General features: G+C 58.4%; 22 protein-coding genes. 13 read left to right on the top strand and 9 right to left on the bottom strand.

The window, feature by feature from the left end:
- Positions 1–54: 54 nt before the first annotated feature.
- From ACOH1Z_RS04875 to ACOH1Z_RS04860, 4 genes are all read right to left on the bottom strand, one after another.
- Positions 55–1,134: a phosphate ABC transporter substrate-binding protein PstS gene (locus ACOH1Z_RS04875; protein WP_449647340.1), complete on the bottom strand. Its 1,080-nt coding sequence runs from the start codon at positions 1,132–1,134 to the stop codon at positions 55–57.
- A gap of 111 nt (positions 1,135–1,245) precedes the next feature.
- The gene (locus tag ACOH1Z_RS04870) at positions 1,246–2,184 is read right to left on the bottom strand and encodes an NUDIX hydrolase (RefSeq protein WP_449647339.1); all 939 of its coding nucleotides are present in this window, start codon (positions 2,182–2,184) and stop codon (positions 1,246–1,248) included.
- Positions 2,181–4,361 (bottom strand): RNA degradosome polyphosphate kinase, encoded by a 2,181-nt coding sequence (locus ACOH1Z_RS04865; RefSeq protein WP_449647338.1) that lies wholly within the window; start codon positions 4,359–4,361, stop codon positions 2,181–2,183. The genes ACOH1Z_RS04870 and ACOH1Z_RS04865 overlap by 4 nt, the downstream gene beginning before the upstream one ends.
- Positions 4,362–4,440: 79 nt before the next feature.
- Entirely contained in the window at positions 4,441–5,202 is a 762-nt protein-coding gene (locus tag ACOH1Z_RS04860) for a winged helix-turn-helix domain-containing protein (RefSeq protein WP_449647337.1), read from the bottom strand.
- Between the two features lie 94 nt (positions 5,203–5,296).
- On the opposite strand from ACOH1Z_RS04860, the gene ACOH1Z_RS04855 reads away from it, so the two are divergent.
- From ACOH1Z_RS04855 to ACOH1Z_RS04840, 4 genes are all read left to right on the top strand, one after another.
- A complete protein-coding gene (locus ACOH1Z_RS04855; protein WP_449647336.1) occupies positions 5,297–5,551 on the top strand; it encodes a hypothetical protein in 255 nt (84 codons plus the stop codon).
- A gap of 156 nt (positions 5,552–5,707) precedes the next feature.
- Entirely contained in the window at positions 5,708–6,304 is a 597-nt protein-coding gene (locus ACOH1Z_RS04850; protein WP_449647335.1) for a heme-binding beta-barrel domain-containing protein, read from the top strand.
- Entirely contained in the window at positions 6,294–7,361 is a 1,068-nt protein-coding gene (gene ygfZ, locus ACOH1Z_RS04845; protein ID WP_449647334.1) for a CAF17-like 4Fe-4S cluster assembly/insertion protein YgfZ, read from the top strand. Before ACOH1Z_RS04850 ends, ygfZ begins: the two co-directional genes overlap by 11 nt.
- Positions 7,362–7,396: 35 nt before the next feature.
- Complete coding sequence (locus ACOH1Z_RS04840; protein WP_449647333.1) at positions 7,397–8,140, top strand: phosphoglyceromutase; 744 nt, start codon at positions 7,397–7,399, stop codon at positions 8,138–8,140.
- A gap of 86 nt (positions 8,141–8,226) precedes the next feature.
- On the opposite strand, the gene phoU is transcribed toward ACOH1Z_RS04840, so the two are convergent.
- Positions 8,227–8,880 (bottom strand): phosphate signaling complex protein PhoU, encoded by a 654-nt coding sequence (gene phoU, locus ACOH1Z_RS04835; RefSeq protein WP_449647332.1) that lies wholly within the window; start codon positions 8,878–8,880, stop codon positions 8,227–8,229.
- A gap of 167 nt (positions 8,881–9,047) precedes the next feature.
- On the opposite strand from phoU, the gene ACOH1Z_RS04830 reads away from it, so the two are divergent.
- Complete coding sequence (locus ACOH1Z_RS04830) at positions 9,048–10,202, top strand: sensor histidine kinase (RefSeq protein ID WP_449647331.1); 1,155 nt, start codon at positions 9,048–9,050, stop codon at positions 10,200–10,202.
- On the top strand, positions 10,199–10,879 hold the full coding sequence (locus ACOH1Z_RS04825) for a response regulator (RefSeq protein ID WP_449647330.1): 681 nt from the start codon (positions 10,199–10,201) through the stop codon (positions 10,877–10,879). Before ACOH1Z_RS04830 ends, ACOH1Z_RS04825 begins: the two co-directional genes overlap by 4 nt.
- Positions 10,880–10,898: 19 nt before the next feature.
- Here ACOH1Z_RS04825 and ACOH1Z_RS04820 read toward each other — a convergent pair whose 3' ends face one another.
- Positions 10,899–11,408 carry a hypothetical protein gene (locus tag ACOH1Z_RS04820; protein WP_449647329.1) on the bottom strand — a complete coding sequence of 170 codons (510 nt, stop codon included), beginning with the start codon at positions 11,406–11,408 and terminating at the stop codon, positions 10,899–10,901.
- 101 nt (positions 11,409–11,509) lie between these two features.
- On the opposite strand from ACOH1Z_RS04820, the gene ACOH1Z_RS04815 reads away from it, so the two are divergent.
- The 6 genes from ACOH1Z_RS04815 (at position 11,510) to rlmB (ending at position 17,129) form a co-directional block, all read left to right on the top strand.
- Positions 11,510–11,992 carry a CarD family transcriptional regulator gene (locus ACOH1Z_RS04815; protein WP_449625291.1) on the top strand — a complete coding sequence of 161 codons (483 nt, stop codon included), beginning with the start codon at positions 11,510–11,512 and terminating at the stop codon, positions 11,990–11,992.
- 27 nt (positions 11,993–12,019) lie between these two features.
- Positions 12,020–13,198 carry a 2-C-methyl-D-erythritol 4-phosphate cytidylyltransferase gene (gene ispD / locus ACOH1Z_RS04810; protein ID WP_449647328.1) on the top strand — a complete coding sequence of 393 codons (1,179 nt, stop codon included), beginning with the start codon at positions 12,020–12,022 and terminating at the stop codon, positions 13,196–13,198.
- A 25-nt stretch (positions 13,199–13,223) separates the two neighbouring features.
- Positions 13,224–13,481 (top strand): HPr family phosphocarrier protein, encoded by a 258-nt coding sequence (locus ACOH1Z_RS04805; RefSeq protein WP_449647327.1) that lies wholly within the window; start codon positions 13,224–13,226, stop codon positions 13,479–13,481.
- Between the two features lie 207 nt (positions 13,482–13,688).
- Positions 13,689–14,549, top strand: coding sequence for a 3-hydroxyacyl-CoA dehydrogenase (locus tag ACOH1Z_RS04800; protein WP_449647326.1), 861 nt, complete (start codon positions 13,689–13,691; stop codon positions 14,547–14,549).
- A gap of 80 nt (positions 14,550–14,629) precedes the next feature.
- Entirely contained in the window at positions 14,630–16,060 is a 1,431-nt protein-coding gene (cysS, locus tag ACOH1Z_RS04795) for a cysteine--tRNA ligase (protein WP_449647325.1), read from the top strand.
- Positions 16,061–16,091: 31 nt separating this feature from the next.
- Complete coding sequence (gene rlmB, locus ACOH1Z_RS04790; RefSeq protein ID WP_449647324.1) at positions 16,092–17,129, top strand: 23S rRNA (guanosine(2251)-2'-O)-methyltransferase RlmB; 1,038 nt, start codon at positions 16,092–16,094, stop codon at positions 17,127–17,129.
- Positions 17,130–17,206: 77 nt separating this feature from the next.
- Here rlmB and ACOH1Z_RS04785 read toward each other — a convergent pair whose 3' ends face one another.
- Entirely contained in the window at positions 17,207–18,391 is a 1,185-nt protein-coding gene (locus ACOH1Z_RS04785; protein WP_449647323.1) for a trans-sulfuration enzyme family protein, read from the bottom strand.
- Positions 18,392–18,491: 100 nt separating this feature from the next.
- On the opposite strand from ACOH1Z_RS04785, the gene ACOH1Z_RS04780 reads away from it, so the two are divergent.
- Positions 18,492–18,974: an Lrp/AsnC family transcriptional regulator gene (locus tag ACOH1Z_RS04780; RefSeq protein ID WP_449647322.1), complete on the top strand. Its 483-nt coding sequence runs from the start codon at positions 18,492–18,494 to the stop codon at positions 18,972–18,974.
- A gap of 16 nt (positions 18,975–18,990) precedes the next feature.
- Here the strand turns inward: ACOH1Z_RS04780 and ACOH1Z_RS04775 are convergent, their stop codons facing one another.
- Positions 18,991–20,310: a DUF4032 domain-containing protein gene (locus ACOH1Z_RS04775; protein WP_449647321.1), complete on the bottom strand. Its 1,320-nt coding sequence runs from the start codon at positions 20,308–20,310 to the stop codon at positions 18,991–18,993.
- An 81-nt stretch (positions 20,311–20,391) separates the two neighbouring features.
- A complete protein-coding gene (locus ACOH1Z_RS04770; protein WP_449647320.1) occupies positions 20,392–21,492 on the bottom strand; it encodes an ABC transporter ATP-binding protein in 1,101 nt (366 codons plus the stop codon).
- Positions 21,493–21,530 lie beyond the last annotated feature (38 nt).

Below are 21,530 nucleotides of genomic sequence, written 5' to 3'. Positions count from 1 at the left end.
TTAGGTAAACAGCAGGTAAACGCGGCTTCAACACGAAACCGAAACGCTGGGTTGCTAGCTGATTGCTGCCACCGCAGCGTTGGCCTTATCGAAGAGTCGTTGCGAGATCGGTGCCGAACCTGCACCGGCTGCTGCTGCTTGCTGACCTTCTGGGCTTATGACGTATTCGAGGTAGCCCCGAATGACATCAACGTCTTCATCGTTGATGTATTCGTTGCAGGCGATCAGGTAGCTGATGAGCACGACAGGATAGACGCCGGCAGCAGTGGATGCTCGATCAATTTCTACCGCGAAGTCGGTGGCACCACGGCCTTCGCCGAATGGCGAGACGTCAACGATGGCTGCTGCGGCTTCGGGGGAATAGGGCACGTACTCGTCGCCAACCTTGACGGCAACGGTTCCGAGGTCTCCGGCGCGTGAGGCGTCGGCGTAGCCGATCGTTCCGGTTCCATTGGTGACGGCATCCACGACACCGGATGTCTGCGGTGCGGCTTCTCCACCGAACTCAAGTGGCCACTTTTCGATCGATCCAACCTCCCAAGTGTCTGGTGCTGCTTCGGCCAGATAGCTTGTGAAGTTCGCTGTCGTGCCAGAGTCGTCGGCGCGGTGAACCGCCGTGATCCGCTGGTTCGGTAGCTCAGCGTTCGGGTTTTGGTTGGCGATTGCCGGGTCATCCCAGCGATCAATTTCTTGCGTGAAGATAGCGGCGATCGTGGCCGCGTCAAGGTCGAGAGATTCGACACCATCGAGGTTGAAGATGATGGCAATTGGCGAGATATAGGCAGGAATTTCGAGGATGCCCGTGCCGGGAACACACGAAACGAACTCTTCTTCTTCAATTTCATCGATCGTGAATGCGCGATCGGAGGCAGCAAATACGGCGCCACCACCAACGAAGGTGTCTCGCCCGCCACCCGAGCCAATGGGGTCATATTCGATCGTGGCGTGCACATTGGCGAGCTGGAATCCGCGAACCCACGCCTCTTGCGCCGACTGCTGTGAGGAAGCTCCAGCCCCGATGATGGTGCCAGACAGCTCCGATGGGTCGATAGATGCAGCGGGAACGCACGCGGTAAGCGTGAGTGCACTGGCCATCGCGATGATGCTGGCGGTACCGAGGCGGCTGAACTTCACAGGGGTCCCTTCAAGAAACTGGCGTGCACGCCATTCTCTCGCGAATTGGGATCGAATTTACCGTCAGTTCACCTGACTTGGTGTTCTCGCCTCGAAATTAGGGTGTGAGCGTCAGGATTGGTGGGTTTCTACGGCTACGAGCCGCAGCTTTTTGCTATCTCGAGCAAAGTGCAGCACTGAGAAGTCGCCAGTGCTCAGCATGGCGGCGGCGCGCAGTCCCGCATCCGGTTTCGTATTTGAGGCATTGGCTAGTGCACTGACAATTTGCGGCAGCACGGGGCCGTGGCTGCACAGCACCGTAGTCTGCTGCTTCTTGAGCCGCTTGTCGACGAGAGCCGTGACGGCCTGTCCGTTGCCAGCGTAGGAATCCTGGCTGAGGTCGTCTGTGGACTTGATCGCAAGTTCGGTGCGTTCGGCAAGCGGAGTAATCGTCGCGAGACACCGGGCCGCTGTGCTGCTCAGGATGCGTTCCGGGGCGAAGGCCGCGATTCCACCAGCGATGATGGCGGCCTGATCGATTCCGCGGTGCATGAGCGGGCGGGTGGCATCCGGCCCGTCCCAGGTCTCTCCGGGCACGGCTTTACCGTGGCGAACCGCAATCATCGCGAACGTGCGCGCACTACCCGCTTCATAGCGGGCGGCAAAGCGATCGAGCACATCCACATCGTGGGTGTAGCTGACCTTCTTGCGGGCCTTCGAGAGCGATAGCCATTCGAGTGACGAGATCTCGTCGTTCGCGGTGAACTTGGCGCGTTCAAGGTCGTGGTCGTTCACTTCGGCCGACCAATAGTGCACGTACTTGTCGCGTCCGTTGCCGAGCTTGTAGTGAACGTGACCGAGGGGTGCACCCAGATCTACGCGAAGGCCGGTCTCTTCAAAAATTTCGCGAACCGCAGTCTCAGGCAGCGTCTCACCGGGATCAAGCTTGCCTTTGGGTAGCGAAACATCTTTGTGCACCGTGCGGTGCACGAGCAGCACACGGGGCTTACCGTCGACTACTCGCCAGCACACAATGCCTGCGGCGAGGACTGGTGTTGTCGCCGCGGTCACCGGCGAGCTCCGCCTCGTTTGCGCTGCGTGATTCGCTTCATAAGAACATTCTGTAGGTCGTTGAGGGGTTCACCGTTCTCCGACCGGCCGTGACGCACCCAATTTCCTTCAGAATCGAGCCACCATGATGCCGTTGTTTCGTCGACAGCGAGGTCAAAGATGTCTTCGAGTTCTACGATGTGTTCTGGCTCAACGATGCGCACCAGCGCTTCGACGCGGCGGTCGAGGTTGCGGTGCATCATGTCTGAACTGCCAATGTAGACCTGTGGATCACCGGCGTTATGGAACAAGAAAACGCGCGAGTGCTCAAGGTAGCGCCCCAATACTGAACGCACTCGAATGTTCTCGCTGAGCCCGGGAACGCCGGCGCGAAGCGAGCAAATGCCGCGCACGACGATATCGATCGGAACCCCAGCATTACTTGCCCGGTAGAGAGCGTCGATGATCGCTTCATCCACCATCGAATTCAGCTTGATTCGGATGCCAGACGGCAGTCCAGCTCGTGCGTTCGACGCTTCGGCCTCAATTTGCTTGATCAGTCCCTTGCGCAAGTGACGCGGGGCTACGAGTAAACGCTTGAACTTCTTCTCGATCGCGTAGCCGGACAGCTCGTTGAAGAGTCTCGTGAGGTCTTTGCCGACTTGATCATCGGCAGTCAGTAGCCCGAGGTCTTCATAGAGGCGGCTGGTTTTGGGGTTGTAGTTTCCGGTGCCGATGTGGGCGTAATGACGCAGCTTGCCTTCTTCTTGACGCACGACAAGCGCGAGCTTGCAGTGGGTCTTGAGGCCGACAAGGCCGTAGACGACGTGCACTCCCGCTTTTTCGAGCTTGCGCGCCCACGAGATGTTGGCGGTCTCATCGAAGCGAGCTTTGATCTCGACAAGAGCGAGAACAGCTTTGCCTGCTTCGGCGGCATCAATCAGTGCTTCAACGATCGGGCTATCACCGCTCGTGCGATACAGCGTCTGCTTGATGGCCAGAACATCAGGGTCGGCTGCCGCTTGCTCCAAGAACGCTTGAACACTCGTGGAGAACGACTCATAGGGGTGGTGGAGCAGGATGTCCTTGCGAGCGATCGCACGGAAAATGTCTGCGCTCTCGTTGCCCTCCGTCGGCATCAGGCTTGGGCTCGTAATGGGCACATGGCGTGGATACTTCAACGCAGGGCGGTCGATACGGGTCAGCTGGAAGAGGCCGCTCAGGTTCAAGGGCGCTGGCAGTCGATACACCTCTTGCTCGGTGATCTTGAGTTCGCGCACGAGCAGACCAAGCGTGACGTCATCCATGTCGTCGGTAATTTCCAGGCGAATGGGCGGGCCAAAGCGACGATTCAAAATTTGCTTCTCGAGCGACTTGATCAGGTTCTCTGACTCATCTTCGTCAACGTTCACGTCTTCGTTGCGCGTCACCCGAAATTCGTGGTGCGCCAAAATCTCCATGCCGGGGAATAGCGCGCCCAAGTGATTGGAGATCAAATCTTCAAGAGGGATGTAACGCAGCTGATCGCTGCCGTCATCCGGCAATTGAATAAAGCGTGGCAGAACGCTTGGAACCTTCAGGCGTGCGAATTCTTCTTTTTGCGTCTTGGGATTCCGTACCCGGATAGACAGGTTCAGAGAGAGCCCAGAAATGTAGGGGAAGGGATGCGCGGGGTCGACAGCCAGCGGCATAAGCACGGGGAAAATCTGGTTGGAGAAGATCTCGTGAACGCGCTCGCGATCTTCTGGGTCCAGATCGGCCCACGTTTCGATATGAATGCCCTCGGCATCGAGTGCAGGCTTCACGCTAGTGAGAAATTCGGCGGCGTGACGTTCTTGCAGTGCGTGCGCGGCGAGGCTGAGTTCGTCGAGCACCTCGACGGGAGCGCGACCCGTATTTGTGGGAACGGCAAGCCCCGTCACGATGCGGCGTTTGAGGCCAGCAACCCGAACCATGAAGAACTCGTCAAGATTGCTCGCGAAGATGGCTAAGAAGTTAGCGCGCTCGAGCAGGGGCAGGGTTTCGTCTTCTGCCAGTTCGAGTACGCGCTGGTTGAACGCGAGCCAGCTCAGTTCGCGATCTAGGTAGCGGTCGGGGATCAGCGTGCCGTCGTCGACGCTCGACGATTCGTCGTCATCGTATTCGTCGAGCGAATCGGTAGCAGAGCTTGGGTCGGCTATCGCACTGTCGTTTTCCATTGGATCATCCTGCCACGCAGTCATGAACAACTGATTAACTCGCCGCCCGTGTTCCTCAGTCTGCTGGAGCGCGGAGGCCCTAGACGGCGATCGAGTGCTGTTCGCTGGTTTCCACCGTTGCGTCTGAAGCGTCGCTCGCCACTGTTGCTACCGCTGCAGCGACCGTGTTGGTTGGCTTCTCGGTTTCTTCAGCAATGTTGAAGCAATAGCCGACGTTCCGCACGGTGCCGATGAGCGATTCGAGGTCGCCGAGCTTGGCGCGCAAGCGACGCACGTGCACATCAACTGTTCGGGTTCCTCCGAAGTAGTCGTAGCCCCAGACTTCGCTCAAGAGCTGTTCACGTGTGAAAACGTGCGAGGGGTGCGAGGCGAGAAAACGCAGAAGCTCGAACTCTTTGAAAGTGAGGTCGAGGGAGCGGTCTTTGGCTTTGGCCGAGTAACTGGCCTCGTCAATGACGATTCCGGATGCTCGGATCTTTGATGCCGAACTCTCTCCTTCTCGGCGGGCCATTGCCAGACGGATGCGCGCATCCACTTCAGCTGGTCCAGCGCCGACAACGAAGAGGTCATCGATGTGCCACTGGCTGTTGACGGCGGCAATGCCACCATCGGTAACGACAACGAACAACGGGCACGCGATTCCGCCGGAGTACAACACGTTGCAGAGGCCTTTGGCTGCGGCAAGATTGGTGGTCGCGTCGACGATGATCACATCAGTTGTCGGAGCCGCGACGAGAGTTGCGGGCGCAGCGACTACTACTTCGACCGTATGGCTGAGCAAACCCAGGGCGGGTAATGGTTCAGCATCGGGCGCAGAGCTAAGCATCAAGATGTGTGCCATATATGGCCTCCCCACTGCGTAAAAAGTATTCTACCCACCGATCTACCTGCCGCTGAACGCGTGCCGGCCGGCGCGAGCTAGATACGATAGAGGTATGAGTTGGCTAAAGTGGAGCGTAGTTCCGGTGTGGGTATTGAGCCTTACCGGTGCGATCATCATCGGCGCTGTTGCTGCGCCACACATGCGGATCACTTGGTTGGCAATCACTCTGGCCGGTGCCGTTGTGCTGACGTTTGTGATTCAGATCGCCATTCAGCGCAAAGAACGTTTCGTTGCCCGGGCAACGGCCAGCATGGTCGGCGCGCTGGCAATAGTCGCCGCCGCTACAGCAATTTTCGCCCTCATTTAGTGCGGATGCGCTGCACAGAGATAGGATTAGTACATGCTTCTCGCACTTGAGCTCTTCTTCGTCGGACTTCTCGGTCTCGCGACGCTGTCGATCGGCTACGTGTCGGTCGTCGTGGTCTACAACCTGTTTCGCGGCCAGCGCTAGCCGCGCCGAATTGTGATCGAGCTAGACACCTCCGGCGCAGCCGAACTTGCCCCACTTTCCTGGCTTATTGGCCTGTGGGAGGGCACTGGTGTCGTCGATTACGCTATTGGGGATGAGACGCGCAGCGTCGAGTTTGGCCAGCGCATCAGCTTTACGCAGGATGGCCTTCCCCATCTCAACTACAACTCCTACACGTGGTTGCTTGATGAGAGTCACACTCCCTTCGTAACCGAAACTGGTTATTGGCGATTGCGTCGCGGTGCGACAGACGGTGATCCGGGCCCGGGTCTCCTCCCGGCTGTCGGCACGCAGCCGTTCACAACAGCTGAGCAAGTCGAAACCTTGCGCACCCCGACAGGCGGCTTCGAGATCGAAGTGTCGATCGTGCATCCCAGCGGCATTAGCGAGATTTATATTGGCGAAGTCGCTGGTCCGCGCATCGATTTGGCGACAGATGCGGTCATGCGAACCGAGAGCGCCAAGGAATACACGGCAGCGACGCGCCTCTATGGGCTCGTGGATGCTCACCTACTATGGGCGTGGGATATCGCAGCCCACGGTCAAGACCTTCGCAACCACGCATCAGGACGGCTCACTCGTGTCGAATAGTACTTTCACTTCCCGGCCCGGTGCTGTGGGAGAACCACCTGAGCACTATGGCAATCCGTTTGGCGAGCAGCGTGCGCTCGCCGCTGGTGAGTCTGTTGTCGAGTTAGCCGATCGCGCCGTTATCACGATCACCGGTCCAGACCGGCTGACTTGGCTCGATTCCCTCACTACTCAATCTCTCACCGGCCTTGCCGCGGGGGAGAGTGCCGAAACACTGCTACTGAACCCCAACGGCCGCATCGAACACGCTATGCGGGTCGTCGATGATTCGGAAACTCTGTGGTTACTCGTCGACGGGTCTGAAGGTGAAGCACTCGCCAAGTGGCTCGACCGTATGCGTTTCATGCTTCGTGTCGAGATCGCCGACCGCAGCGCTGACTTTATGACCATCGGAAGTTTCGGCGAGCTCGCCATTCCCGTTGCGGAGTCGAATGGCATCAGCTTGGTGTGGAACGACCCGTGGGCGAGCGTTTCTCGTGGAGGTCACCAATACTCTCGGGCCGAGAATCATCCTGCAGCCCAGTGGAATTACCGCGAATCCCTCGTTGCCGCCGGCACCGATTTGGGCCAGTTCGCTGCCGCCGGTTCTCTCGCATTGGAAGCCCTGCGCATCGCTGCCTGGCGACCACGATTCAGCACAGACGTCGACGAGCGCAGCATTCCGCACGAACTTGATTGGATGCGCTCTGCAGTGCACCTCAATAAGGGGTGCTATCGGGGCCAAGAGACCGTCGCCAAGGTGCACAATCTTGGTCATCCTCCTCGCCGCCTTGTCATGCTGCACCTTGACGGTTCAGAGGGTGCGTTGCCCGAAGCTGGCGCCGATGTCATGCTTGGCGAGAAGACTGTAGGCACCGTCACCGCAGCTGCCCGCCACTTTGAGCTCGGCCCCATTGCACTCGCCACGATCAAACGGGGAGTGGATGCCGCAGAAACGCTCGCTGTAGCCTCCGACGTCGGCGAAATTTCGGCAGCGCAAGAAGTAATCGTGCCTTCTGACGCTGGAGCCGAAGCCAACGTTCCGCGCCTTCCCCGCCTCGGAGCGGTCAAGCGCTAGCAGCGGCATCCCTCGATTCTCGGTACGCTTGACGCATGACTCACACCCTGATTTTGTTGCGCCACGGCAACTCCGAATGGAACCAGAAGAACCTTTTCACCGGATGGGTGGATGTCGGGCTCACCGATCAAGGTCGAGGCGAAGCTAACCGCGCCGGCGAAATGATTGCCGCGTTCGACAAGCAGCCAGACGTGCTCTACACATCGCTGTTGAAGCGAGCGATCCACACCGCAAACATTGCCCTTGAGGTTGCAGACCTCGACTGGCTTCCCGTTAAGCGCTCATGGCGACTCAACGAGCGCCACTACGGCGCGCTTCAGGGCAAAGACAAAGCCCAGACCCTTGAAGAGTTTGGCGAAGAAAAGTTCATGACCTGGCGCCGCAGCTTTGACGTACCGCCACCCGAGCTCGCAGACGACGCTGAATACAGCCAAGTGCACGAGCGTCGCTACGAGGGCATCGATGGTGAGGTTCCTCGCACCGAAAGCCTCAAGATCGTTATCGACCGCATGCTGCCCTACTGGGAATCCGACATCACCAAGGATCTCGCAGCAGGCAAGACAGTGCTCGTTACCGCCCACGGCAACTCGCTGCGCGCGCTAGTGAAGCACCTCGACGGCATCTCGGATGACGACATCGCTAGCCTCAACATTCCCACCGGAATTCCGTTGGTTTACGAACTCGACGACAACTTCATGCCAATCAAACCCGCCTACTATCTCGACCCGGAGGCGGCGGCTGCCGGAGCGGCAGCTGTTGCGTCGCAGGGCAAGAAGTAGCCAAGTAATTCACTGCCACTAGCTCCTACGCAAGAAGCCCCGACGAGATCGAATCTCGTCGGGGCTTCTTGCGTTGTGAGGCGACGTTAGTCGTCTGTCGGCACCCAGTCGCCTGTGGCGAGGTACTGCACCTTTTTGGCAATCGAGACCGCGTGGTCTGCGAAACGCTCGTGGTAACGCGAAGCCAGAGTGGCATCAACGGTATCGACCGCTGCGCCCTTCCAGGTCTCGCCGAGCACCTTGTCGAACACGCTCAAGTGCAGAGCGTCGATCTTGTCGTCGTCATTGCGAATCTCTTCGGCAATGCGCACATCTTCATGCTTGAGCAGCTCGACGAGTTTTTTGGCAACCGCAACGTCGAGTGCACCGAGTTCGGCGAATGTGCCACGCAAAGACTTGGGCACCACCTTGTCGGGGAATCGGTACCGCGCTAGCTGAGCGATGTGCTCGGCCATGTCACCCATGCGCTCAAGTGATGCGCTGATGCGCAAAGCGCTCACCACAATTCTCAAGTCGCGGGCGACTGGTTGTTGACGAGCGAGGATGTTAATCGCCAGCTCGTCGAGTTCTGCCGCTGCAACATCAATTTCATCGTCATCTGCGATCACCGTTTCGGCGAGTGAGACATCTGATTCATTAAATGCTTTAGTGGCGTTCTCAATTGAGACAGCCACCAGGCTGGCAATTTCGACAAGGCGGTCTTGCACCTCGCGTAGTTCTTGCTGAAATACTTCGCGCACGCTATCTACGTCCCTTCGATACGGGCATGACGAAGCCCGCACGGCTTAGGCCACCCTGCCCGCGTTAGGTTAACAACAGGTGTTGGCGGCCTGAACTTTATCTGAAGTGAGCACTCGTCGCGAACTCGCGGCAAGTGAATGCTCCAGATGTAACTAATCTAGTCGCTATGGACTCTGCGTGGCTCGTGCCGGCCGCCCTCGCTTTTGGGGTATTTCTCGGCGGAGGTATGTCCTTCATCATTTATGCGGCCGCGCGACGCGGTCAGCGGGCTGCCCACGTGGTGTCTTCCGCGGTGCCGGATGGCGTCGATCAGGTCATTGATGCGCTGGAATCCGCGGGAATCGTGCTCGACCCGTCAAACAACATCATGAAGGCATCGCACGCCGCGCTGACCTACGGTTTGGTGTGGAACCACGCGCTCGTGCATCCAGAGCTTGTTGAATATGTTGATCAAGTGCGGCGCACCGGTGAGCCAATTGCTCAAGAAGTGCACCTATCGCGGGGTCCATTTGGTGATGCAAACATTTATCTCTTTGTTCGTGTTGCTCGGCTCGGCACGCGGTACGTCCTCTTGCTGGCCGAAGACCGCACCGAGTCGTACCGCCTCGATAATGTGCGGCGAGACTTTGTGGCGAACATCAGCCACGAGCTCAAAACGCCGATCGGTGCCGTCGGATTGCTCGCAGAGGCTCTCGTCAGCGCATCAGACGAGCCGGAGCAGGTCACTCGTTTTGCCAAGAGGCTCACGAAGGAATCTCAGCGGCTTGCACGCATCACGCAAGAGATCATTGAGCTCTCGCGATTGCAGTCCGCTGACGGGCTTGCAGAGGCCGAGTCCGTAGACATCGATCACGTCGTCTCGGTCGCGATCGATCAGAATCGTGTTGTCGCCGACCTCAGCCGCGTTTCTCTTATCAGTGGCGGAGAAAGCGGCGTCGAAGTATTTGGTGACGAAACCCTCCTCGTTCTTGCCCTCGACAACCTCATCTCGAATGCCGTGCAGTACTCGCCGGAGAACACTCGAGTCGGGATCGGGGTGCGCCGCAAAGAGGGTGCCATCGAGATTTCAGTCACCGACCAAGGTCTGGGGATTCCCGAAGATGAGCTCGACAGAGTGTTTGAACGTTTCTATCGCAGCGATCCAGCACGCAGCAGGCACACGGGTGGCAGCGGGCTCGGGCTCAGTATTGCCAAACATGTTGTCCAAAACCACGGTGGAGACATCCGCGTGTGGTCACAAGTCGGCCAAGGTTCAACTTTCACTATTCGATTGCCCGAAATCGACCACGACGTAGTTCACTCAACAGGAGAAAAATCATGACCCGAATTCTGATTGTCGAAGATGAGTCATCGCTCAGCGAACCCCTAGCGTTTCTCCTGGAGCGTGAAGGCTACGAAACGACAATTGCTGAGGACGGGCTAGCTGCCCTCACCGAGTTCGACCGCAACGGTGCAGACGTTGTGCTTCTTGACTTGATGCTCCCTGCTCTCTCGGGAACGGAAGTGTGTCGAGAAATCCGCACCCGCTCTAATGTGCCCATCATCATGCTCACGGCAAAAGACAGCGAAGTGGACATCGTGGTCGGCCTCGAACTCGGAGCGGACGACTACGTCACGAAGCCTTATTCCACCCGCGAGCTTTTGGCTCGCATCCGCGCCGTGCTTCGCCGTCGCACCGAAGACGTTGATGAGCACGAATCCATTCTCGAAGCCGGGGGAGTGCGGATGGATGTGGAACGTCACACGGTCACTGTCGACGGACACGACGTCAGCATGCCGCTAAAGGAGTTTGAGCTTCTTGAACTGTTACTGCGCAATGGCGGTCGAGTGCTTACTCGAGGTCAGCTGATCGATCGTGTGTGGGGCGCGGACTATTTCGGCGACACCAAGACACTCGACGTGCACATTAAGCGCATCCGTTCGAAGATCGAGAAAACTCCGTCGGCGCCCACAATGCTGGTTACTGTTCGTGGGCTCGGTTACCGCTTCGAGGACTAGGCGAGCGACGTCGGTTGATCTATTCGCCGAGTGAGCTTGCGGGGGCGAGGTCGGAATAGATCTCGTTGTCCCCAGCGATCACGGGAATGAGAAGCTGAGTTCCGCTGTCGTTGCCGTACTGAAAGTAGATCGGCATGAGCTGGCCGGCCATGACGCCAGCATCGGTGATGATGATCGTGTCGCCGTCAACCTCGGTGCCGTAGCTCTTGACCTCGTTGCCTGAGAGCGGCTTGGAAATATCGGCGAGTTCGCCGTCGGCTGTTTCGTACTGCAGGTGGAGGCTGCCGCTTGATGAGCTCGTGTTGATGATGGTCACCATGATGCTCACGGCGGAGTTGTCATCATTACTGATCGCCAACACGTTGCGCACTTTGAGCTCGCCAACGGAGGCACCGATGCCGTCGCTGGGGTCGTAGTGATTGAGCGTGGCGGTTGGCGTAATGAACGAACAACCTGCGGTGCCCACAAGGAGAGCGCCGGCGATAAGGGCGGATGCTGCGGCGCGTGCTGCGCGAGTGCGTACTGTCACACAGACATACTATCGATAGCTGCGCTGAGTGGTTTAGTTAGGCCACCCTTACCATGTGTTTACTGTGATAAACTGGGTTTTCTTCGAGAGGACCACTATTCATGTTGTTTGAGGTCGGCGAGACTGTCGTTTATCCCCATCACGGTGCTGCAACCATCACCGAGGTGAAGAAGCGCACCATTAAGGGCGAAGAGAAGGTTTATCTCAAGCTCAACGTAACGCAGGGTGATCTCACCATCGAAGTGCCCGCTGAGAATGTTGATCTCGTGGGCGTTCGCGACGTAATTGGTCGCGAGGGTCTTGACGCTGTCTTCGAGGTGCTTCGCGCACCGTTCACTGAAGAGCCGACCAACTGGTCGCGCCGCTACAAGGCAAACCTTGAGAAGCTCGCTTCCGGCGACGTCATCAAGGTTTCTGAGGTTGTTCGCGACCTGTGGCGCCGTGACCAAGATCGTGGTCTCTCTGCAGGAGAGAAGCGCATGCTTGCTAAGGCCCGCCAGATTCTCATCTCAGAGCTTGCTCTTGCTGAGAAGACTGACGAAGAAAAGGCTTCGCTTGTGCTCGACGAGGTTCTTGCTTCCTAAGTTTTTAGGGCGCTTGCTGTCTCGCATATGAGCACAACTATTGAACCCCGCATTGCTGTAATTGTCGTAGGGGCTGGGAGTGGCACTCGCCTCGGTCGAAGCGAACCTAAAGCGTTCGTTCCGCTCGCTGGCCGCCCTAATCTCAGCCGCGCGCTTGACGCTGTCTTTGCCATGGCAGAGCTAGCTCAAGTGATCGTGACAGTGCCCTCGTCGTTCGTTGAAGTTGCCGAGAAGCTATTGAGAGACGTTCCCGGATTCGATGGCCGCGCATCCACCGTCATTGTCGGCGGCGCCACCCGCCAAGCGTCAGTCGTCGCTGCTCTGACGCACCTGCAGCCTTCCGTGGATGTCGTGCTCGTGCATGATGCAGCGCGCCCGTTGACCCCCAGCGCCATTTTCGATTCGGTTGTTGCCGCTGTGCGCAGTTCGGGTGCCGGTGTAGTGCCCGGGCTTCCCGTCACCGACACCATTAAACGTATCGACGGTATTGGCCAAATTGTCGAAACTGTTGACCGCTCTGAACTCACCGCAGTTCAAACACCGCAAGGGTTCCCGAGAGAGCAACTCGTCGCTGCACATAATGCGGCAACTGGAGAGTTCACTGACGACGCAGCCGTATTCGCGGCCGCAGGGCATTCAGTATCCGTTATTGCAGGAGATCATTTGTCGTTTAAGATCACGACGGCGTGGGAACTGCGTCGGGCCGAGCAACTGTTCATGACGCCGGCTTCAACAGACATTCGTGTCGGTACCGGCACTGACGTGCATGCCTATGACGAAACCAAGCCGCTCTGGCTCGCCGGTTTGCACTGGCCAGATCAGGTCGGCCTGCGTGGGCACAGTGATGGAGATGTTGTCTCTCATGCCATGTGTGATGCGCTCCTCTCCGCTGCCAACCTTGGTGACCTCGGCAGCGTTTTCGGTACTAGCGATCCCCAATTTGCTGAGGCGCACGGAGAAGTTTTCTTGCGCGAAGCACTGCGCTTGCTGCACGATGCTGGCTTCGAAGTGGTCAATGTGTCGGTTCAGATCATCGGTAATCACCCCATAGTGTCTCGTCGCCGAGTTGAGGCTGAGGCTCTTTTGAGCGGTATTCTTGGCGCGACCGTCAGCGTTGCCGGCACAACAACCGATGCACTTGGTTTCACAGGGCGCGGCGAGGGTGTGGCGGCAATCGCAACTGCTCTCGTGCGTGCCCGCAACTAGTCACCACGTTTCGAAAGAGGACACCATGCCAGAACGCACAACCACCATCGTTTCGCCCTCCGGGTTGCATGCCCGCCCCGCTGCGCTCTTCACCCAGGCGGTCAGCAAGAGCGGCTTCGCCATTACTGTTGCTAAGGGCGACAAGGCCGTAAACGCGGCCAGCATCCTTGCAGTAATCTCGCTCGGCGTAGCTCAGGGCGAGTCAGTGACGATCGCGTCGGATGATGAAGGCGCGGATGCCGTGCTCGACGAGTTAGTAGAGCTGCTCACTACAGTCGAATAATCGATTTCGAAGAAGGGTCGCGCCATTATGGTGCGGCCCTTTTTGCGTTTCGTGGGGACTAGTGTTCGCGGTGTAGGTGGCGACGGATCGTGGTAACTCGAACGAAAGTGCACTAAGCCAACGCTAAGAACCGAAGCGTATGGTTTGGTTTAGACGCAGTTGCGGGCCTGAACGGTTCAGACCGACGGACTGGAGAAAAAGGACACAATGACAAGCATTAAGAGCGTGACGATTCTCGGCACGGGTGTGCTCGGTTCACAGATCGCATTCCAGACCGCCTTCAGCGGTTTCACCGTCGTTGCCTACGACATCAATGACGAGACATTGGAGAAGGCGCGCTCCCGCTTCGCTGGCCTCGTTGATGCCTATGTTGAGGACAAGGTCACTGGGGCTGAAGACGGTAAGGCACAAGAAGCGTTGGGGCGAGTACGGTTCTCTTCGGATCTCGCGGACGCGGTCAAGGACGCCGATCTCGTCATTGAAGCGATTCCCGAAATTCTTGAGCTGAAAAAGTCAACCTATTCCGAGCTGGGAAAGCTCGCTCCCGAGCACACGATTTTTGCGACAAACTCTTCCACCCTGCTGCCAAGCGATATGAAGGACTCCACCGGTCGTCCTGGCAAGTTCTTGGCCCTGCACTTTGCCAACCAGATTTGGAAGTTCAACACCGCAGAGGTCATGGGTACCAGCGACACCGATCCGGCAGTTTTTGACACCATCGTCGAATTCGCTTCCGAGATCGGGATGGTGCCGATTCCCATCCACAAGGAGAAGGCCGGTTACGTCCTCAACTCGCTGCTCGTTCCTTTCCTCAACGCTGCCGCAGAACTTGCGGCAGACGGCTACGCCGAGCCGGCAGACGTCGACAATACCTGGCGCATTGCGACCGGTGCGCCGATGGGGCCGTTCCAGATCTTTGACGTCATCGGGCTCATGACTCCGTACAACATCATGTCTAACGGCGATGACAAAACGAAGAAATTCGCCGAGTGGCTCAAGACCGAGTACATCGACAAGGGATACCTCGGAGTCGCATCGGGGCGCGGTTTCTACACCTACACAAAGTAATTGTCTGCAGCGCGGGGCTCTCTCGCCCCGCGCTAGCCGCTAACCGTGTAATACCCAGCAGTGGTCGCTAAACTTGGTCAGTGACTATTCGCCTGTATGACACTCGGAGTGCCAGCCTCGTCGACCTCGAACCCCGTGAGCCGGGCAAAGTAGGTATCTACGTGTGCGGCCCTACCGTTCAGGCTGCCCCGCACATCGGTCACCTTCGTTCCGCGCTCGTCTACGACATCTGGCGCCGCTGGCTCACTTACCGCGGCCTCGACGTCACCCTGGTGCGCAATGTCACCGACATCGATGACAAGATTTTGAATCAGGCAGTGGATGCCTCAACAGCTGGCTCGACCGAACAGTGGTGGGCCCTGGCTTACCGCATTGAGCTCGAGTTCACCGCTGGTTACAACGAACTCGGCATTCTGCCACCAACCTATGAGCCTCGTGCCACCGCCAACATCTCGGAAATGCGCGAGTTGATCAACACCCTCATTGAGCGCGGCCATGCGTACGCCGCCGCGGATGACTCAGGGGATGTCTACTTTGACACCCAGTCGTGGCCTACTTACGGTGAGTTGACGCGTCAGAAACTCGACGACATGGTTGCCGCCGCCGACGCTGATCCTCGTTCCAAGCGTGATCCTCGTGACTTCGCGCTCTGGAAGGGCAGCAAACCAACCGAGCCAGAGTCTGCCTCATGGTCGTCACCCTGGGGCAACGGGCGCCCGGGTTGGCACATCGAGTGCTCTGCCATGTCTCGCCGCTATTTGGGCGGTGCGTTCGACATCCATGGCGGTGGGCTTGATTTGCGCTTCCCCCATCATGAAAACGAACTTGCGCAGTCAACCGCTGCTGGCGATGACTTTGCCAAGCACTGGGTGCACAACGGCATGGTCAACGTGAACGGCCAGAAGATGTCGAAGTCTCTTGGCAACTCCGTTTTTGCACGTGATCTCTTGGATGCGGCACGACCGATTGTGGTCCGCTACCTTCTTGGGGCTGCCCACTACCGCTCGACAATTGATTACACAGATGGTTCGCTCGATGAGGCCGAAGCGGCATTCGAGCGCCTTGAAGTATTCATCGAACGCGCGGCACGTCGACTGCGAGACACGCGATTCGATGTTGCTAATACCAATGAGGTACCCGACGCCTTTGGCGAAGCTATGGATGACGATCTTGCTGTGCCGCAGGCACTTGCCGTTGTTCACGATACAATTCGAGCAGGCAATGCCGCGCTCGACGATGGAGATCTCGCGGCAGTCGCCACCGCGCGATCACAAGTGGTCGCTATGGCACAGGTCTTGGGTATCAACCCACTAGATCCACGATGGGGTTCTGATCGTTCAGAACCAGCCGTTGCTGCACTGTCAGCACTGGTTGAGAAGCTCATCGAGGATCGCAATACGGCCCGCTCGGCAAAGGATTTTGCTGTAGCGGACCGAATCCGTGATGAACTATCAGCGGCGGGAATCACTGTAGAGGATGACTCGACCGGATCGCATTGGAGCTTGCCGTGAATAATCGGCGCTTCCGACAGGAGCAACACTCGTGAAAAACCCAGCTAACACACCCCGCGCAGGAGCGGTACGCAAGGGCCGCAAAGGCCCCCAAGTCGGCTCGGGAGGCCAGGGACGTCAAGCTCTCGAAGGTCGCAAGCCCACCCCCAAAGCAGAAGATCGTCCGTACCACCCCGCAGGCAAGCGCAAGGCTGCGGCCGAGCGCTACGAGGCCGCTGGCGGAACTCGCCGCAATGGTGGCAAGCCCTCTGAGGGCGGCCAACAGCGTCCGAGTCAACCCGGCCGGTCGCGGGTAGCAAAGTCTGCGGACGAATCTGAGATGGTTACCGGCCGCAACTCGGTGCTCGAAGCACTGCGAGCCAAGATCCCTGCACACACTCTCTACATGGCAGCGCGCATCGAATACGATGACCGCGTCAAAGAGATTCTGAAGTTGGCAACAGCACGCAACCTCGCCGTGCTCGAAGTGATGCGTCCAGAACTCGACCGCCTCGCGGGTTTCGATGCAGTGCACCAGGGCTTCGCCCTCAAAGTGCCACCGTACGAGTACGCGCACCCCATGGAACTGCTCGACAAGGTTGAGTCGCGCGGGCAAGTTCCGCTACTCGTTGCCTTGGACGGAATTACCGACCCGCGCAACCTCGGCGCGATCGTGCGATCGGTTGCCGCGTTTGGTGGCCAAGGTGTCATCGTTCCTCAGCGTCGTTCCGTGGGAATGACAGCATCCGCCTGGAAGACGTCAGCGGGGGCTGCTGCTCGCACCCCTGTCGCCATGGCAAACAACCTCACGCAAATGATCAAGGAATACAAGAAGCGCGGCGTCTTCGTGCTCGGCCTCGACGGTGATGGCGACGTTTCACTTCCGTCATTGCCACTGGCCAAAGAGCCCGTGCTGATCGTTGTTGGTAGCGAAGGCAAGGGCCTGTCGCGCCTCGTCACCGAAAACTGCGATGCGATCGTTTCGATCCCGATTAGCGCAGCGACCGAGTCGCTCAACGCGGGTATCGCGGCAAGTGTCACGCTCTACGAAATCTCGAAACTGCGCGCAGCGGCACGCAAGAAAAAGTAGTTCAGCCCCCACGCAGAAGAGCCGCTGTTCCCTCGGGAACAGCGGCTCTTCGCGTTGCGCGAGGCGAGTGTGCCTGGCTACTTGCCTGTCACAGCGTCGAGGGCGGCGGTGATGTCGTTCATGAGATCCTCGATGTGTTCAAGGCCGATCGAGATGCGCACAATCCCCGCACCCGGCTTCGCTTCAGAAGCGACCGGGCGGTGGGTGAGCGATGCCGGATGCTGCACGAGAGTATCGATTCCCCCAAGCGACACCGCGTGGGTGATGAGCTTCACCGACTCCGTGAACTTAGCGGCAGCATCGTAACCGCCAGCGAGATCAAGAGCGATGAGCGAGCCAGCGCCTGCCGACTGAGTCCCGATGAGGCCGGCAGGATCTTGACCGGGGAGTCCGGGGTAGAGAACGCGGGCGAGAGCCGGATGTCCGTCTAGACGACGAGCGAGTTCTCCGGCAGTCTCCTGCTGCGCGCGAACGCGAAGTGGGAGGGTGCGAAGTCCCCGGTGAAGAAGGTATGCGGCGAAGGGGTGGAGCACACCGCCGGTGAGGGCGCGAACGTTGCGCAAGCTCTTGGCATGTTCCTCGCTTGTTGCGATAACGCCACCCATGACGTCACCGTGGCCACCGAGGTACTTGGTGGCGCTGTGAAGCACCATTGCGGCACCGAGCTCGAGGGGACGCTGGAGCACTGGAGTCGCGAACGTATTGTCAACGAGCACAGGAACGGTGCCGGCTGCCGCAACAATCTTCTTGATGTCGACCAACTCAAGCGTGGGGTTGGCGGGGGACTCGATAACAACAAGTCCGGTGTCGGCCTGGATGGCATCCGCTATAGAGTCAGCATCAGCCCAAGTGACGGTCGTTCCGAGTAGCCCATTGTCGAGCACGTGGTCGGTTCCGCCGTACAGGGGGCGAACTCCAACAACGTGGGGGCGGCCAGCGGAGGCAATGGAGATGAGTACTGCAGCGAGTGCAGCCATTCCGCTGGCATACGCCACGGCGGCCTCCGCGCCCTCCAATGCAGCAAGGCTGTCTTCGAAGCGCGCAACCCCCGGCTGCCACAGGCGCTGGTAGACAGCGGAATGACCATCGATGATGGGGTTTCCGGTGGCGAGGTTCTCATAGGAATCTCCGCCGACCTCAACGCTGGGTAGCGGGTTGGTGGTCGAGAGGTCGATGGAGGGAACGTGTTGGCCACTTTCGTGTACGCCCTCCAGTCCCGCGTGAACAGCAAGGGTTTCGAGACGAATGTCGTGAGGCAGCATCCTCTGATATCAGCAGAAAATTCGACACAAATCAACTACCGATGCAGCTTCTTCACGGATTGTGACGTTATTCGCATAAGCTGCGGTCAAGGAGGACACCGTGACTGAGCAAAAATCTTTGCCGATCGACTCGATAGATCGGGCGATTTTGGCCAGCTTGGCCACCAACGCCCGCATGTCGGGCTCGGCACTCGCGGCACGGGTCGGCGTTGCTGAATCCACAGTGTCGCAGCGACTGCGCCGACTGCACGAGGACGGATACTTGCGTGGCTTTCACGCCGATATTGATGTCGCCAAGCTCGGAATGAGTGTGCAGGCGCTCATCTCGATCAAGCTCGTCAAGCACGTGCGAGAAGATGTGGACGCATTTCGCAGCGCGGCGCCCTACTGGCCAGGTGTGCTCGCCTTCTTCCACACGGGCGGCGCGGACGATTACCTGCTGCACGTTGCCGCTCACAGCGCAGCCGAGTTGCGTGACTTTATGCTCACCTATCTGGCGAGTCATCCGGCTGTTTCTCACACCGAAACGAACCTTGTCTTTGAACACGTGACAGGGCGCGGTCTTGAGCAGCTACTTTCGTAGTCGTGGTTAAGCCCGGCTAGACCTTGAGGCGCCAATCCTCGCTATCGCCTTCGTCGTCATCATCGTCCTCATCGGCCCCTGTGGTGACGGCAATGGAGATGGGCGAAGTGAATGCCCCCGTTGGAGGGTTGATCATCGTTGCTTCGTCACGTCGGAACTGCAGCACGTTTTCGACGTAGCTACCCACAGCTTCAGCCAGTGGGATGTCGTGACCTGAATCTTGGGCGAGCTGACGACGGTGATCGAGCAGTTGGTGAAAAATTTCAGCAGGTTCGAGCTTTCCCCGTAGGGACTTAGGAATAGCACGGATCACGGGCTCAAAGACTCGCGCGGCCCACTCATGCGCCAGCATCTCTTCGTCCATGTCCTGCTTATCGAATGCTGCACGGTACGAATCCATATCGTTCAGCAAACGGCGCGCTTGGTTTTCTTGGGCATCAAGACCCGTCAGACGCAAGAGACGACGTGAATGGTGACCGGCGTCCACAACCTTGGGCTGGATGCGCACTCGAGTTCCCGAATCTTCGGTTTTGATGGCAAGTTCTTCGATATCGAAGCCCAGCGCGTTGAGTCGTTCGACGCGCTGGTTGATGCGCCAACGCTCAGAGTGGTCGAATCGCTCCGAGCCAGTGAGCTCCTGCCACAGTGTGCGGTACTGCGCGACAATTCCGTTGCTGATCTCGATCGGATCAATGTCTTCCTCGAGCCGACCACCTGCCTGCAAATCGAAGAGTTCGCCCGCGATATTCACTCGACCGATCTCGAGGTCGTTCTCACGTTGACCGTTCGAAAGCCGGTCGTACAGCTGACCGGTTTCAGCATCCACGAGGTAGGCGGCGAAGGCGCCGGCATCCCGACGGAAGAGCGTGTTGGAGAGTGAGACATCGCCCCAGAAGAAACCGACGATGTGAAGACGAACCAGCAGCACTGCCAGCGCATCAACCAAACGACGAGCGGTCTCAGGGCGCAGACTCTGGGAGTAAACGGCACGGTAGGGGAGCGAAAAGCGCAAGTGGCGAGTGACAAGCACCGACTTGAGTTCTTCGCCGTCGCTTGCCGTGCGGTTGGTGATGATCGCAAGGGGGTCAACGCACGGAACATCGAGCTTCTGCAGAGTGCGCAACATGTCGTACTCGCGTTTGGCCAGCTCGCTCGATGTCTCTTTGATAGCAACGATGTACCCCGAGAGGTTCGCGAACCGCACCAAGTGTCGAGAGATGCCCTTGGGGAGGGTGGCGATTGCATCATCCGGCCATAGCTCTAGCGGCAACTCCCACGGAAGATCGAGCAGAGCGGGATCGGCGGTGGCCGAGGTGATGTTGACTGAACCAGACATTCACGTTTCCTTAAGCTGAAACGAGCCCGTCAACGCATCCGAACACAGTTCGACGTTGACGGGCTCGATCGTAAAGCGGAACTAGCTCGCTACCACAGGCTTCTTAGTCAAGCGCAGGCCTGACTCGGTGTCGAAGACGTGAACGTGGTGCGGCTCAGGGGTCAGGAAGACCTTGTCGCCGGCGTTCGGGTGTGAACGGCCGTCAACGCGAGCAACGATGTCGACTCGCTCACCCTTGATCTCTGCGTGACCATAGAGGTAACCGTCGGCGCCGAGTTCTTCAACGAGGTCAACATCAACCGGAAGGCCGCTGCCTGTCGTCGAAACAATGACGTCTTCTGGCCGGACGCCGATGGTGACGGTCTTAGCGTCAGTCTCGCCGAGGGTCTCGCTGTCAACGTGTACAACTGCATCGCCGAACTGAAGGCCACCATCGACGATGTCGACGCTGAACAGGTTCATCGCGGGGCTGCCGATGAAGCCAGCAACGAAAATGTTCTGTGGTGCTTCATAGAGGTCACGAGGAGTACCAACCTGCTGGAGGAGGCCATCCTTGAGAACTGCGATGCGATCACCCATGGTGAGTGCTTCAGTCTGGTCGTGAGTCACGTAAACCGTGGTGACTCCGAGTCGACGCTGAAGGCTAGCGATCTGCGTACGAGTCTGAACGCGCAACTTGGCGTCCAAGTTCGAGAGCGGTTCGTCCATGAGGAACACCTGAGGCTGGCGAACGATAGCGCGACCCATAGCAACACGTTGGCGCTGACCACCCGAGAGTGCCTTGGGCTTGCGGCTCAGGTAAGGCTCAAGGTCAAGCAACTTTGCTGCCTCAAGTACGCGGGCTGCACGCTCTTCCTTATTGATGCCGGCGATCTTGAGCGCGAAGCCCATGTTCTCGGCAACCGTCATGTGCGGGTAGAGAGCGTAGTTCTGGAAGACCATGGCGATGTCACGGTCCTTCGGAGGAACATCAGTGACGTCACGGTCTCCGATGAGGATGCTGCCGTCATTAACCTCTTCGAGGCCGGCGAGCATGCGAAGGCTAGTGGACTTACCGCAACCCGATGGGCCGACAAGTACGAGGAATTCGCCATCTTCAACATGAAGATTGAGCTTGTCTACAGCCGGGACTGTTGATCCGGGGTAGAGGCGGGTTGCGTTGTCAAAAGTTACAGACGCCATTGTTGTATTTTTCTCCTTCACCGGCAGGTACGTGCCGG

The sequence above is a fragment of the Rhodoglobus sp. genome (genome assembly GCF_053580035.1).
The sequence above is the reverse complement of the archived record's forward strand: the minus strand, read 5'-3'. Positions and strand labels throughout refer to the sequence as shown.